We start from the raw sequence: 14,217 nt of genomic DNA on the forward strand, positions 1-14,217 counted from the left end.
GCTCCCCAGCCTGGCAGGTCGGGTGACAGCCCTTTCTGATCAGAATCGCATCCGGAACCCAGCCGAGCCGTTGAAGCCGTAGCTGTCGCCAAAGCCCGACAGGCTGGTGTCCGCCGCCGCCTCGCCGAACAGCGAGTAGCGGCCGAAGTCGTAGCCGCCGCCCAGGGCCAGGCCGCCCCGCAGCCGCTCGTCGCGCCCGCCGACCGACACGCCGGCCACCCGCGCCGAGGTCCCGTCGAGGAACTCGTACGAGAGGTTGGCCAGGCCGTAGAGCCGCAGGCTGCGGGTCCGGCCGCCGGCGTCCTGCCAGCTGCGTCGATGATCCAGGGCCAGGCCGGCCCGCGCCTGCAGGCTCTCGCCCTCGCCGGCCGACACCGCCGTCGCCAGCGGATCGACGAAGGAGTCGAAGTCGGTGCTGGAATAGGTGATCTGCGCCTGGGGCGTGAGGCTGAGCCCGCCGCCGGCCGCGAACGCCCGGCCCGCCTCCAGGCTCAGGCCATAGCCCTGGCCGCCGACGCCGTCGGCCCGACGTCCCAGCAGATCCGACGTCAGGTCGCTGTCGAACCAGCTCGCCTGGGCCTGGGCGTCCAGATAGCCGCCGCCGGCCCCGTACCAGGTCAGGGTCGCGCCCACGCCATAGGCCTTGGTGTCGATGTCGCCGTCACCGAAGCGCGAGCCGACCTCCGCCGTGCCCTCGCCATAGTGGGCCGTCAGGCCGCCCACCAGCTGACCGCCGGCCATCGCCTCGCCCAGGGCCCGCTCGACGCCGAACTGCATCTTCCAGCTGTCGACGTCCAGGTCACTCAGGCTGGCGGAGGCCTTCGGCTCGGCGTGCAGATGCCGGCCCTCCAGCCGCCCCCAGACGCTCGCGCCTTCTTCACCCGACCATTGCCGCTCGCCGGTCCGCTGGCGCAAGGTTCCCACGCCGCTGAGCGCGTTCAGCACCCGCGGCAGCGCCTCATAGACCGGTACGCCGGGCTGATAGAGCGTGACCTCCGGCGTCGAGGGCGTCACCGGCGTGGCCGGCGGCGCCGGTTGCGCGGGCAGGCTCGAACGCAGGCTCCAGCCGCCGTCGTCCTTGGCCAGCACATAGCCGTAGGCGCCGGCGATCAGCGCCCGCCGCCCCTCGATCACATAGTCGGGGTTGGCCAGGGTGAAGACGCCGTTCGACGCCCCGCCGACCTCGATCACACGGATGCCGGCCACGGTGGCCGCGCCCACGCCGCCCCGGCGCACGATGCTCACCGCGCTCTCGCCGTGGGTCGCGCCGGTCACGACCAGCCGGTCGGCGGCGGACCTGTCGTCGCCCAGCGTCGCCTCGATCTCCAGGCCGCCGCCGTCGCCGACATAATCGCCGGCGATGGTCAGGGTTCCGATCGAATGGCCGGGACCAATCAAGCCGCGGTTGGTGGTCGATCCAACCTGTCCGGTTCCTTCCAGCCGGGTTCCGGCCAGCACCTCAAGCGTTCCGCCCAGGGCGCCGTCGACGGCCAAGGCGCCGGTTCGCACCTCGGTCCGCCCCGCGAAGGCGGAGCTGTCGGCGATCAGCGTCGTCTTGCCCGCGCCCGCCTGCACGAGCGTTCCCGCGCCCGAGATCACGCCGCTGAACGCGACATCGTCCGAGCGCTCGAAGACCAGCGCGCCGCCCACGACCACGTCGCCTAGGATCGAGCCGCTGGTTCCTCCAGCCCCGACGCGCAGGGTCCCGCCGCTGACCCGCGTGCCCCCGGCATAGGTGTTCTCTCCGGTCAGGGTCAGCGTCCCGCCGTCGGCCTTGTTGAGCCCGCCCGCGCCCGTGACCGCCACGTCCAGGGTCGCCTGGAACTGCGCGCCGGCGTTCGTGCCGTCGCCGACCCGGATGATGTTCTCTCCGGCGCCCAGGTGCAGCGCATCGCCGGTCAGGCGATAGCCGTCGGCGGCGAACTGCGCCCCGCTCACCTCGATCGGGCCGCTGGAGCCGTCGAGCCGCACCGTGCCGGCGCTCCCGGCGAAAATCGCGAAGCGTGGGTTGGAGAAGGCGCCGTTCTGCGCGCCGCTCGCGGTCGTCCAGTTGCCCGACGCCGCGCGCCAGACCCCGTCGCCGCCGCTGACCGCGCCGTCGCCCGCCGCGCCGGCGTCACCGTCCCAGAACACGAACTCCGGTGGTGGGGGCGGGGGCGTGACGCCGCCGCCGCCTCCTCCACCGCCACCGCCGCCGCCCGGTGCCGGCACGGCCGAAGCGATCAGGTTCACTTCCTTGGCGATTGAGGTCTGGATCACGCCTGTGAACCCGGTCGGCAGTGTCCCCACGTCCAGCCCGTTATCGGTCAAGATCCCGGAGTAGTTGATCAGGCGATAGACGCCCTGCAGGAAGCTGCCGCCGGCGCTCTGCGTGACGTTCAGCGTCCCATCGAGGGTCAGGGCGCCGTTGACCACCGCCAGGTCGTTGAGCGCGCCGCCGGGCGTGTCCGCCTGGCCCAATCGGTAGCGCAAGGTCGCGCCCGAGTTGAGGGTGAGGGGGCCGTTGAAGGTCAGCGTCCCAGGCGTGGTCAGCCCTCCGGGCGCCAGGGTTCCGCTGATGGCGCCGCCACGGGACCTGCTCGTTCCGCCGACGGTCCCGTTGGCGCCGACGACCAAGGCCGAACCGCTCCCGGCCATTGAGCCGTTGAACAGCAAGGTCCCGGCCTGGACGTCGGTGACGCCGCTGTAGGTGTTGGCGCCGCTTAGGATCAGCGTGCCGAGGTCGGTCTTGGTGATGCCGCCGCCCGCGCCGATGAGCCGCGAGTCGATGGTCGTCACATAGTTTTTGCCGTCCGCCGTGCCGTCGCCGACCCGGAAGGTCCGTCCGGCGCTGGAAAGGGTGATCGTCCCGCCTGTGAGGCGATAGCCGTCCACGGCGAACTGCAGGCCGCCGCTGGTGGTGACCGTGCCGACGTTCACCGTCCCTGGCGCGGCGGCGAAGATCAGGAAATCGCCGGGCGTGTAGGTGTTGTTCACCGCGCCGGTGCCGGTGGTCCAGTTGCCGCTGGCGCCCGTCCAGGTCCCGCCGCCGCCGTCGACCCGGCTGTTGCCGGAACCGCCGGGAGCGTCGCCGTCCCAGAAGTTGACGGTCAGGCCGCCGGTGTTGACCAGGTTCACCTGGCCCGGGATCACGGTCTGCACGGTCACGGGCACGCCACCCGGCGTCGTGCCGATGCTCAGGCCCTGGTTGTCCAGCCCGCCGCCATAAGAGGCGATCCGGTAGAGGCCCGTATCGAACACCCCGCCGGCCGTGAGGGTGACGTTGACCGTCCCGTCCAGGCGCAGGTCCCCGCCGACCTTCACCAGGTCGTTCATCGGCCCGCCGACCACGTTCGAATGGCCGAATTCGAAGTCGAGCACCGCGGCCGGGTCCAGGGTCAGGTCCCCGAGGATGGTCAGGGTCCCAGGGCTGTTGCCGGGCGCCAGCTTGCCGCCGTCCTCGACCAGCACGTCGCCGCCGACCGTCCCCGAGCCGCCCAGCGCGCCGCCGGTCTTCACCGTCGTCAGCCCGGTGGCCGCCGACTGGTCGCCGTTGATGCGCAACACGCCGCCGTTGACGATCGTGGCGCCGATATAGGTGTTGTCGCCGCTCAGGGTCTGCGTGCCGCCGTCCAGCGTTAGTCCGCCGGTTCCCTCGATCAGACCGCCGAAGTCATCGCCGGCCGCCGTCAGGGTCAGGGTCCGCGCGCCAAGTCTCACCATGCCGTCCCCGGCCAGCGACTTGACCTGCGCGTTCGTCGCTCCCGAAATGTCGAACACGCTGTCGCCCTGCACCCGCGAGCCGCCGAGCGCGCCCACGCCATCCAGGGCCAGGACGCCGGCCTCCACGACCGTGTCGCCGGTGAAGGTGTTGACGCCGCTCAGGGTCAGCGCGCCGTCACCGCGCTTGGTCAGGCCGCCGGCCCCGCCCATCACCCCGCTGAACGTCACATCGGCGCCGGCGTCGGAGACCTTGATCGCCCCACCCGCCGCGCCCAGCGTCACGCCACGCGCAGAGGCGGCGAAGCTCGTTCCGGTGATCTCCAGCTCGCCCCCGCCAAAGGTCAGCGGTCCGGCCGCGTCGCCCAGATTGGCGCCGCTCGCCACCGACAACCGCCCGCCGTTCAGCGCGATCCCGCCGGTGAACAGGTTGGCCCCGCTCAGGAACGTCGTGCCCAGGCCTTGGATCGCCAGGCTCCCGGTCCCGGTGATCGGCGTCCCCAGGTAGAAGCTGTTGCCTGCGTTGATCGCGTTCAGCGTGAGGATGCGGGCGTTGAGATTGAGATTGAAGTCGGCGGTGCGGTTCGTCAGTTGGCGCAGGCTGCCGATGGTGCTGTCCAGCCGCCATTCCTGGCTCGCGCCGAGCGCCACCTTGTTGAGAATGTTGATCTCGCGATCCACATGACTCTCGATACCGATCCCGGTGGAGCCGGCCAGGGTCAGCACGCCTTCACCGGCGAGGAGCGAGCGCGCAAACACCGCGCCCGTGTAAGGCGCCTCCACGAGGATTCCGTCGATCGTTTTGTTGGTCCAGAGCGTCGACGTGCCCGCGACGGCCGCGTTGTAGACGGCCCGGTCGGTCGGGCCGACCAGCAGATTGAATCCGCCATTACCCGAGTTCATGTTCACCCCTGACGCGGATGAGGCAAAGTACTTGTCGGCCGCCACGGCTTGGCCCGCTGTCGCCAGCGCGGCGGCGAGGCAGGCGATCGAAGCCCCGGTCAGCAGTCCCTGCCGCACCGAGCAATTCCATTGGTTACGCATACTCTGATCCTTCGGACGGCGGGCGTGCGGACACGCCCTGAAAACACGGTCGGGCCGGCAGGGAGACGGGTCGAAATCTGACGATGGACGGCGGCGCGCCTCAACAGCAGGTCCCTTCGGTAACCCCGCTACCTCAAGGAGGCCGGAGGCTTTGCGTCCCGTCGTCGCCGGCGGTTTGCCTTTTCGAGATCGCAAGGACCCCACGCTCACGGCGCGCTGTAAGCGTCGCCTTGCCCGCTTGTCCCACAGTTCTGGTCGGCCGGCTTTCCCTCAGGTCCCATTTCAATTGACGCCGCGTCTCACGGGTGGACGCGGCGCCACTCGTTCAACTAGAACTTGCACGTGAGGCGCCCCGTCGCGGAGCGCTGAACTGAGGAATGCCCAGTGCCGTCGCCAAGCGTGTTCATTACGACCGAGCAGGTTGAGCCTGAACACCGCAACGATTTCTGGCGCGAGGTGACCCGGCCCGCGTTCGAGACACGCGCCGTCGACGACCAAAGCCCCCTGCAGCTTGAAGGCTCGCTGATCGCCCATGCGGTGGGCGCCCTGATCATCGGGCCGACCAGCTTCAACGCGCAGCGCAATACGCGCGAGCGGCGGCTGATCGTCGCCGGCGGTCTGGACCAGTGCATGGTCCAGTTGTTCCTTCAGGGGCAGGTGCAGGGCGATTGCGACGGCGCGGCCTATCGCGCCGGCCCCGGCGACATCTGCATCCGCGACCTCGCCCGCCCGTTCGACAGCACCGTCTCGCTCGGCGCGACCATCACCCTGGTGCTCCCGCGCGAACGGATCGCGCGGCGCCTCGGCGGTCACATCCCGCATGGCTACGTGCTGCTGGCGCGAGATCCGTTGACCCGGTTGCTGGCCGACTTCCTCACCAGCCTGTCGGAGCTGGCGCCCGAACTGGACGACGCCGACGCGCTCGCCCTGGAGGACGCCGCCGTCGACCTGGTCGCCACCGTCGTGATGCGCAAGAACCCCGCCCTCGTGGAGACGCCCACGGTCGGCCGGGTGCTGCGGCCGCGCATCCTGGCCTTCATCGACCAGCACCTGTTCGAGCCCGCCCTGGGCCCCAAGCTGCTGCTGGAGCGCTTCCAGGTGTCGCGCGCGCACCTCTACCGGATGTTCGAGGCGGACGGCGGCGTGGTCAGCGTGATCCGCGGTCGTCGCCTCGACGCCGCATTGCGTGAACTCTCCCAACACAATCCCGCCGGCCGGTCGATAACCGCCCTCTCCCACGACCTGGGCTTTTCCAGCAGCAGCCAGTTCTCGCGGGCCTTCCGCGCCCGGTTCGACTGCACGCCGACCGACGTCCTCGGCGGACGCCGCCCACCATGGATCATGGCCGCGGACGGCGCGGACCTGCGCGGCCACTTCGCCCAACACGCCCGGGCTGGCGATCGCTAGGGGCCGCCGGTTTGTCGCGGCCTGTTGGCCGGCGCCGTGAGGGAACCCCGATCATGGCCGCGCGCGTTCCAGAATCGCGTCAGATACCGGCCATGAGCCAGTATCATTTCATCTCGGGCCTGCCGCGCTCCGGCTCGACCCTCCTGGCCGCTCTGCTGCGCCAGAACCCCGCCGTATCCGCCGGCATCTCCAGCCCGGTCGGGCAGCTCTTTCACGCCACCCGCAACGCCATGGGGGCCTGGGCCGAGACGTCGGTCCTGATGACCGACGCGCACCGCGAACGCATTCTGCGCGGCCTGTTCGCGGCCTATTATCAAGACCAGCAGGATAAGCGCCTGATCATCGACACCAACCGCTCCTGGTGCGCCCGCCTGCCCGCCTTGAAGCGGCTCTTCCCAGACTCCAAGGTGATCTGCTGCGTGCGCAGCGTCGCCTGGGTGATGGACAGCATCGAGCGCCTGACCCGCGAGCACGCCTTCCACGAAAGCCGCCTGTTCAACAACGACTCAGAACGCGCCACGGTGTTCACCCGGGTCGACGCGCTGGCGCAGAACGACCGCTTCGTCGGCTTCGCCTGGTCGGCCCTGAAGGAAGCGGTCTATGGCGAGCACGCCGACAACCTGCTGCTGGTCGATTTCGACCTGCTGACAGCGTCTCCGGCGAAGGTGCTGGACCTGATCTACGACTTCATCGGCGAGCCGCGCTTCGAGCATGACCTGGAGAACATCGAGTTCGATGCGCCTGAATTCGATCAGGCGCTCGGACTGCCCGGCCTGCACCATGTCCGCCCTCGCGTCGCCCCGGTCCAGCGAACATCCATCCTCCCGCCGGACCTGTTCGCGCGCCTGGACGCCATGTCGTTCTGGCGAGACCTCGGCGACAGTCGCGCTCATGTGATCGCCGCCAATCCGGGGCCTAGCTCGCGCAGCTAGAGATATTAACAGAAATACAACCTACGCTAACCTTCGTGAAACCAATTGCGGCGGAAACACGGCGCTCCTCTGGAGTATCGTACCGTGCCGCTTTCCCCTGATGTGTCGCTGGGCGATCAGCCCGTGGAATTCATCTTCATCGACACCAGGGTCGGCGACTACAAGTCCATCGCCGCGGCCGCCGATCCCAACGCCCAGGTCGTGTTCATCGATCCGGGCGAGGACGGCCTCCTCCAGATCGTCGAAGCCCTGGCGGGCCGCACGAATGTAAGCGCCATCCATCTCGTCGGCCACGGCGACGCTGGCGTCCTGCTCCTGGGGGACGGGCCTCTGCATGCCGGCAATTTGGCCAGCTACAGCGATCAGCTCGCCAGCATCGGCCGCGCCCTCACCCCTGACGGCGACATCCATATCTGGGGCTGCGATGTCGGCGCCGGCGAAATGGGTTCGGCGTTCGTCAACGCCCTGGCCGGGGCGACCGGCGCCGATATCGCCGCGTCCGACGATGCGACCGGCGGCGCGCCGGTTGGCGGCGACTGGCGGCTGGAGATCACCACCGGCGACGTGGCCGCCTCATCAGCCATCGACACCACGGCCTTGACCTTGTTCGCGACCAAGCTGGCGACCTTCAGCGTTTCAACGCTCGCCGAGTTGAAGGCGGCCTTGGCGACGGCCGCGACCAACGGCGTGGCCGACACCATCACCCTGACCGGCGACATCGCGGCCACCGTGGACGGCGACACGCTCGCCAGCGCCACCGACGCCCACGACACGATGGTGGACATCAACATCACCGACGGCCAGACGCTGCAAATCGTCGGCGGCGGCCATAACCTGGACGCCAACTATTTTGGCCGCGTGCTCGAAGTGCGGTCCGGAACCGTCTCGATCTCCAACCTGACCCTGCGCGAGGGCCTGATCGCGGCGGACGGCGGCGACCATGGCGCGGCCGGCGGCAGCGCCTTCGGGGCCGGCCTGAAGAATAGCGGCGCCCTGACGCTGAGCGGCGTCACCATCACCTCAAACGGCGCATCGGGCGGCGGCGGCGGCGGCGGTCCGGGGGGAACCTATGGCTACGGCAGCGGCGGCGGCGGCGGCGGCGGTCCCCTGGGAACGATGCCCGGCGGGCACGGCGGCGAAGGCAGTTCCGCTGGCGTCTTCTGGCCAGGCGCGCCTGGCATACCTTACGCGCCTGGCGTACCTGGCGCCGGCGGTATTGGCGGCGACTACAGCTCGCCCCCAAGCAGCACGTTCGGCGGGCGGGGCGGGTCATCGACCGGCGGCGCTGGGGGAACCCTTGACGGCTATATGGCCGGCGGGGCCGGCGGAACGGCCAACGCGACCATCTCGATCGGCGGCGGCGGCGGCGGCGGAAGCTATGAGGGCCATGGCGCGGTCGGCGGTTCGGCGGTCGGCGCGATCTACAACAGCGGCTCGCTGACCCTGCTCGGATCGGTGATCACGAACAATGTCGGGGCCGGCGGCGGCGGCGGCGGCGGCGGGTGGACCGGGTTCGTCGGCCTCGGCGGGGACGGCGGCCAAGGGGTCGGCGGGGTCTGGAACTCCGCTTCCGGCGTCCTGAAGTTCGACAGCTCCAGCTATAGCGCCCTGAGCGCCAATGGCGGCGGGGGCGGCGCGGGCGGGACCGGCCAGGGCGCTGGATCGGCGGGCGGCGCGCAGGCCAACCTCCACAATCTCGGCTCGCTGGACACCAACTATGACCCCAACGCCGCGCCGACGGCGACCATCGCCAGCGCGCCGGACGTCACCGCGGCCGGCGCCGCCTATGTGCTGCGCCTCAGCTATGCCGACACCGACGGAACCATCGACGCTGCCACGATCGGCGTCAACGACGTCAAGCTCGGCAGCCTGAGCGCCGCCAGCTTCAACATCGTTTCAGGGTCGGGAACCGCCACGACGGTCGTCGACTATACGTTCACGCCGCCTGGCGGGACCTGGGACAACGCCGACAACAACACCTATGCGATCACCCTGGGCGCCGGTCCGGTCAAGGACAATGGCGGCGCGGCGGTCGCGTCGCTGAGCGCCGGCGCGGCCGACGCCAGCGTCACCGTCAATGTTCCGCCCAACAACCTGCCGACCGGCGCGGTGTCGATCAGCGGCGCCGCCACCCAGGGCCAGATCCTTACCGCCTCCAACACCTTGGCGGACACTGACGGGCTGGGGACGATCAGCTACCAGTGGAAGGCCAACGGCGCCGACATCGGCGGCGCAACGGGTTCGACCTTCACGCCTGGTCAGGCCCAGGTCGGCAAGGTCATCACCGTGACCGCCAGCTACACCGACACCCTCGGGACGGCGGAAAGTGCGAGTTCAGCGGCGACGGGCGCCGTGGCCGATGTCAATGACGACCCGACCGGTTCGGTGACGATCAGCGGCGCGGCCACCCAAGGTCAAACCCTGACCGTCGCCAACACCCTGGCCGATCCCGATGGGATGGGAACGGTCCAATATCAGTGGAAGGCCGGCGGGGTCGATATCGGCGGCGCGACCGGGTCGACCTTCACGCTCGGCCANGCCGCAGGTCGGCAAGACCATCACCGTGGCGGCCAGCTACACCGACGTCGGCGGGACCGCTGAGACCATGACCTCGGCGGCGACGGCGAGCGTGGCCAACATCAACGACGCGCCGACCGGCGCCGTCACGATCAGCGGGACGGCCACCCAGGGCCAGGTGCTGAGCGCCGGCGACACCTTGGCCGACGCCGACGGCTTGGGCGTCGTCACCTATCAATGGAAAGCCGGCGGGGTCGATATCGGCGGCGCGACCGGGTCGACCTTCACGCTCGGCCAAGCGCAGGTCNGGCGAGGCCATCACCGTGGTCGCGAGCTACACCGACGGCGGCGGCGCCGTCGAAAGCCGGACGTCCTCGGCCACTGCCCTGGTCGCCAACGTCAATGACGCACCGACCGGCGCGGTCGCCATCGCTGGAACGGCGACGCAGGGCGAGACCCTGAGCGCCTCCAACACGCTCGCCGACCTCGACGGCCTCGGCGTCGTCACCTACCAGTGGAAGGCCGACGGCGCCGACATTGGCGGCGCGACGGGCGCGACCTTCACGCTCGGCCAGGCGCAGGTCGGCAAGGCCATCTCCGTGCAGGCCAGCTACACCGACGGCGGGGGAACCGCCGAGACCTCGACCTCCGCGACGACCGCGGCCGTCGCGGACGCCAATGACGCCCCGACCGGAACGGTGGCCATCGCTGGCGCGCCGACCCAGGGCCAGGTCCTGACCGCGTCCAACACGCTGGCCGACCTCGACGGCCTCGGCGTCGTCACCTACCAGTGGAAGGCCGACGGCGTGGACATCGCCGGGGCCAACGCCGCGACCCTGACCCTTGGCCAGGCCCAGGTCGGCAAGGCGGTCAGCGTGGTCGCCAGCTACACCGACGGCGCAGCCCACGCCGAAAGCGTGGCGTCGCCGGCCACAGGCCTGATCGCGAACGTCAACGACGCGCCGACCGGATCGCTCGCCATCAACGGCTCGGTCGCCCAGGGCCAGACCCTCAGCGTCAGCAGCACCATCATTGACCCCGACGGGATAGCGGGCGGGGCGATTTCCTATCAATGGCGGGCCGACGGCGTCGATATCGGCGGCGCCACCGGCGCCAGCTTCAATCTGACCAGCGTCCAGCTTGGCAAGGTCATCACCGTCGTCGCCGGCTACACCGACCTCGGCGGGACGGTCGAGAGCGTGACCTCCCCGGCCACGGCCGCGGTCGCGCCGCCCCTTCCCACGCCCCCAGATCCCACCCCTCCCCCGACGACCGAGACGGTGGACGGCGTCAGCATCGAGGTTCAGACCGGCGTCAGCCCCGAGGGGCAACCCACCCAGACCATCGTCGTGCCGATCGTGACCTCGTCGCGTCCGGACGATGTCGGCGGCGCCGCCGTGGCCGATATTCCGCTGGTGACCGGGAGCAACGGCGTCGAGCTGCTGAGCGTCCAGGTCCCGGCCGGCTTTGGACTCCAGGTCAATGGCGGGTCCGCTCCGGCGGCCGCCGGAAGTTCGCTGAACGCCCTCCTCCGGGAAATCCGGGCTCACAGCGCCGGCGGCTCCCTCGACCAGACCCAACTGGTCGAAGCCGGTTCCGGATTCCTGCAGGGGCTGTCGGCCGACACGCCGCTGCTGGTTCAGACCCTGACCCCGACCCTGGCCGCCAACACCGGCGCGCCCGACCAGCCGCTGGTCATCACGGGCGCGCCCGCGACGCCGGGCTCTCCCATGACGGCCTTGGTCATCGACGCCCGTGGCCTGCCGCCCGGCACGGCGATCCAGTTACAGAACGTCGAGTTCGCGGCCGTCGTCGGCCCCGTCCGGCTCGTCGGCGGTGATGGTTCGCAACATGTCTGGGGCGACGGGCAGAGCCAGTACATGCTGCTGGGCGCTGACGACGATGAACTGCATGGCGGCGGCGGCGGCGACACCGTTGGCTCCAAGGGCGGCGCCGACAAGCTCTACGGCGACGCAGGCGACGACACGGTCTTCGGCGGCGAGGACGGCGATCAGGTCTTCGGCGGCGCGGACGCCGACAACGTCCAGGGCAACCAGGGAGCCGATTTCGTCCAAGGCAACCAAGGCGACGACACCGTCCTGGGCGGCCAGGGCGACGACTTCGTGTTCGGCGGCAAGGACAACGACCTCGCCTTTGGCGATCTGGGCGACGACTGGGTCCAAGGCGACTTCGGCGCCGACACGATCCATGGCGGCGCAGGGCAAGACACCCTGATCGGCGGCGACGGCCAAAACCGCGGTGAAGATCTCGCTGACCTCATCTCCGGCGACGGCGGCGACGACAGCATCAGCGGCGAGCGCGGCGACGACACCCTGCAAGGCAACCAGGGTCGCGACACCCTGTCGGGCGGCGAGGGCGCCGATGTCCTCCGCGGCGGACAGGACGCCGATGTCCTCAACGGCGGCGATGGCGACGATCGCCTCTGGGGCGACCAGGGCTCGGACACGCTGTCGGGCGGAACCGGGGCGGACAGGTTCATCTTCCGCGCCGGTGACGGCGCGGACGTCATCACCGACTTCTCCTACGCCGGGGGCGACCGGATCTCCCTCGAGTTCGGCTCGCAAACCGCGAACTGGTCGGTAGCGGCTTCAGCCGGCGGCGACGCCGTCATCACCCTGGCCGGAGGCGGAAGCGTCATCCTGAACGGCGTCGCCGTCAGTGCGGTCACCCAAGACTGGTTTGTCTGACGACGGCAGGGCTTGCGCCGCGCAGGGCGTCAACGCCTTGCGCGGCGCCCTGCACAGCCGCCCCGCCGCTTGCGGGCTTGGCTGAACGCGCTTGCCTGGGTGTCTGCGGGCGAGTGGCCGGGTCTCTAGACCGTGCTCAATAGAAGGCTCGTCTCGCTGTTGGCGACGCCATCGATCATCCGCACCTCCCGCAAAACGCGATCGAAGTCCGGCAAGCTGGCCGCGCGAATGTCGGCGACGAGATCCCAGTTTCCGTTGGTGGTGTGCAGCGTGCGGATCTCCACGATGCCACGAAGTCTCTGGATGACCTGCGTCGTCGATTTTCCGATCACCTCGATCATCATCACGGCGCGGACGGTCAGATCGTCATAGTCCTCTCGCACACGCACGGTGAAACCGAGCAGCGCGCCGGTTTCGAGCAGGCGATCCAGCCTGTTTTGCACAGTTCCCCGCGCAACCCCCAACGCATCGGCAAGCTTCGACAGCGAGGCCCGTCCATCGGCGCGAAGATGCGCGATGATCCGACGATCAAGATCGTCTGGGATGAATTTCGCGAATCCCATAGTTCCCGGCCTCCGCGCGCGCCCGATCGGCGGAATGATCAACCGCACTATACAACATGATCATAAACCGACGTTTTTGGAATCCATACTGAGATTTTGGCTGACGGCGCGGGAAGGTAATTTGGGGCTGTAACCACAGTCCCGAAGGATACCCATGCCGCCTGCACCCTCTCAGCTCGCCTACATTCCCTTCGTAAGTGTCGAGAACATGATGCGCCTGGTGCACAGTTTCGGCATCGAGAAGCTGTTGCTCGAACTCACCGACGCCGTCGAAGCCGACTATCGTCGCTGGGACCTGTTCGAGAAGACGCCCCGCCTTGCCTCGCACTCCCAGGAGGGCGTGATCGAGTTGATGCCGACCTCTGACGGCGAAGCTTTCAGCTTCAAATATGTGAACGGGCACCCGAGCAACACGGCGAAAGGCTACCAGACGGTCACAGCCTTTGGGTTGTTGGCCCGCGTGGATACTGGCTATCCGCTCATGCTCTCGGAGATGACGCTGCTGACCGCGCTGCGCACCGCGGCGACCTCGGCGATGGCCGCGCGATATCTGGCGCCGAAGGACTCGAAAGTCATGGCCATGATCGGCAACGGCGCCCAGGCGGAATTCCAAGCTCTGGGAATGAAGGCCGTCATCGGCATCGAGGAGGTCCGGCTCTACGACGTTGATCCAAAGGCGACGGAAAAGGCGGCCAAGAATCTCCGCGACAGCGGCCTGCGCGTCGTCGCCTGCAGCACCTCGCAAGAGGCCATCCAAGGCGCTCACATCATCACGACCTGCACGGCCGACAAGGCCTACGCGACCATCCTGACCGACAACATGGTCGGCCCTGGGGTCCACATCAATGCGATCGGCGGCGACTGCCCGGGCAAGACCGAATTGCACAAGGACATCCTCTCGCGGGCGGACACCTTCGTTGAGTTCGAGCCTCAAACCCGCATCGAAGGCGAGATCCAGCAGATGGACGCCGACTATCCGGTCACCGAATTCTGGCGGGTCCTGAGCGGCGACGCCGAAGGCCGCAACGACGCCCGGCAGATCACCCTGTTCGACAGCGTTGGGTTTGCGATCGAAGACTTTTCGGCGCTGCGCTACATCCACGCCAAGCTGAAGGGCACGGACTTCTTCCAGCAAATCGACATCCTCGCTGACCCGGACGATCCCCGTGACCTCTACGGGATGCTTCAGCGAGCGGCCGCCTAGGCGGCGCATCGACGTCATAGGGCTCCGTTCGTTGAACGGAGCCCTTCTGATGCGGGTGCGGCGCTACGATTGAACCTGGCGCATTAGCGCGACCTTCTGGAGCGTTGCGGTCTGGAAGCCGGCCCAGGGCGGTTCTCGCCGAG

The 14,217-nt window shown here is 69.1% G+C and carries 7 protein-coding genes and 1 riboswitch; of the genes, 5 read left to right on the plus strand and 2 right to left on the minus strand.

All coding sequences use genetic code 11. From position 1 onward, the window contains the following. Nucleotides 1–39 precede the first annotated feature (39 nt). The gene (locus ASE02_RS07900; protein WP_056732915.1) at nt 40–4,743 is read right to left on the minus strand and encodes an autotransporter outer membrane beta-barrel domain-containing protein; all 4,704 of its coding nucleotides are present in this window, start codon (nt 4,741–4,743) and stop codon (nt 40–42) included. 115 nt (nt 4,744–4,858) lie between these two features. Continuing rightward, nucleotides 4,859–4,933: riboswitch (cyclic di-GMP riboswitch) on the minus strand. A 194-nt stretch (nt 4,934–5,127) separates the two neighbouring features. On the opposite strand from ASE02_RS07900, the gene ASE02_RS07905 reads away from it, so the two are divergent. The 4 genes from ASE02_RS07905 to ASE02_RS23320 all read left to right on the plus strand — a co-directional run bounded on the left by ASE02_RS07905 (nt 5,128) and on the right by ASE02_RS23320 (nt 12,307). Continuing rightward, nucleotides 5,128–6,150: a helix-turn-helix domain-containing protein gene (locus ASE02_RS07905; RefSeq protein WP_082601945.1), complete on the plus strand. Its 1,023-nt coding sequence runs from the start codon at nt 5,128–5,130 to the stop codon at nt 6,148–6,150. Between the two features lie 92 nt (nt 6,151–6,242). Further along, the gene (locus tag ASE02_RS07910; RefSeq protein WP_056733201.1) at nt 6,243–7,082 is read left to right on the plus strand and encodes a sulfotransferase; all 840 of its coding nucleotides are present in this window, start codon (nt 6,243–6,245) and stop codon (nt 7,080–7,082) included. Between the two features lie 123 nt (nt 7,083–7,205). Further along, a partial coding sequence (locus tag ASE02_RS23315; protein WP_369818532.1) for a DUF4347 domain-containing protein occupies nt 7,206–9,619 on the plus strand: 2,414 nt, incomplete at its 3' end. Between the two features lie 1,860 nt (nt 9,620–11,479). Further along, nucleotides 11,480–12,307, plus strand: coding sequence for a calcium-binding protein (locus tag ASE02_RS23320; RefSeq protein WP_369818533.1), 828 nt, complete (start codon nt 11,480–11,482; stop codon nt 12,305–12,307). A gap of 125 nt (nt 12,308–12,432) precedes the next feature. Here the strand turns inward: ASE02_RS23320 and ASE02_RS07930 are convergent, their stop codons facing one another. Further along, on the minus strand, nt 12,433–12,870 hold the full coding sequence (locus ASE02_RS07930) for an Lrp/AsnC family transcriptional regulator (protein ID WP_056732923.1): 438 nt from the start codon (nt 12,868–12,870) through the stop codon (nt 12,433–12,435). A 154-nt stretch (nt 12,871–13,024) separates the two neighbouring features. Here ASE02_RS07930 and ASE02_RS07935 point away from each other — a divergent pair, with 154 nt between their 5' ends. Then, complete coding sequence (locus ASE02_RS07935; RefSeq protein ID WP_056732925.1) at nt 13,025–14,074, plus strand: ornithine cyclodeaminase; 1,050 nt, start codon at nt 13,025–13,027, stop codon at nt 14,072–14,074. Nucleotides 14,075–14,217 lie beyond the last annotated feature (143 nt).

Source organism: Phenylobacterium sp. Root700 (assembly GCF_001429025.1).
Taxonomy (GTDB): domain Bacteria; phylum Pseudomonadota; class Alphaproteobacteria; order Caulobacterales; family Caulobacteraceae; genus Phenylobacterium.

Coding starts and splice junctions, on each gene's coding strand:
- ASE02_RS07900 (WP_056732915.1), bottom strand. CDS start 4,743: ATGCGTAACCAATGGAATTGCTCGGTGCGGCAGGGACTGCTGACCGGG.
- ASE02_RS07910 (WP_056733201.1), top strand. CDS start 6,243: ATGAGCCAGTATCATTTCATCTCGGGCCTGCCGCGCTCCGGCTCGACC.
- ASE02_RS23320 (WP_369818533.1), top strand. CDS start 11,480: ATGCTGCTGGGCGCTGACGACGATGAACTGCATGGCGGCGGCGGCGGC.
- ASE02_RS07935 (WP_056732925.1), top strand. CDS start 13,025: ATGCCGCCTGCACCCTCTCAGCTCGCCTACATTCCCTTCGTAAGTGTC.
- ASE02_RS07930 (WP_056732923.1), bottom strand. CDS start 12,870: ATGGGATTCGCGAAATTCATCCCAGACGATCTTGATCGTCGGATCATC.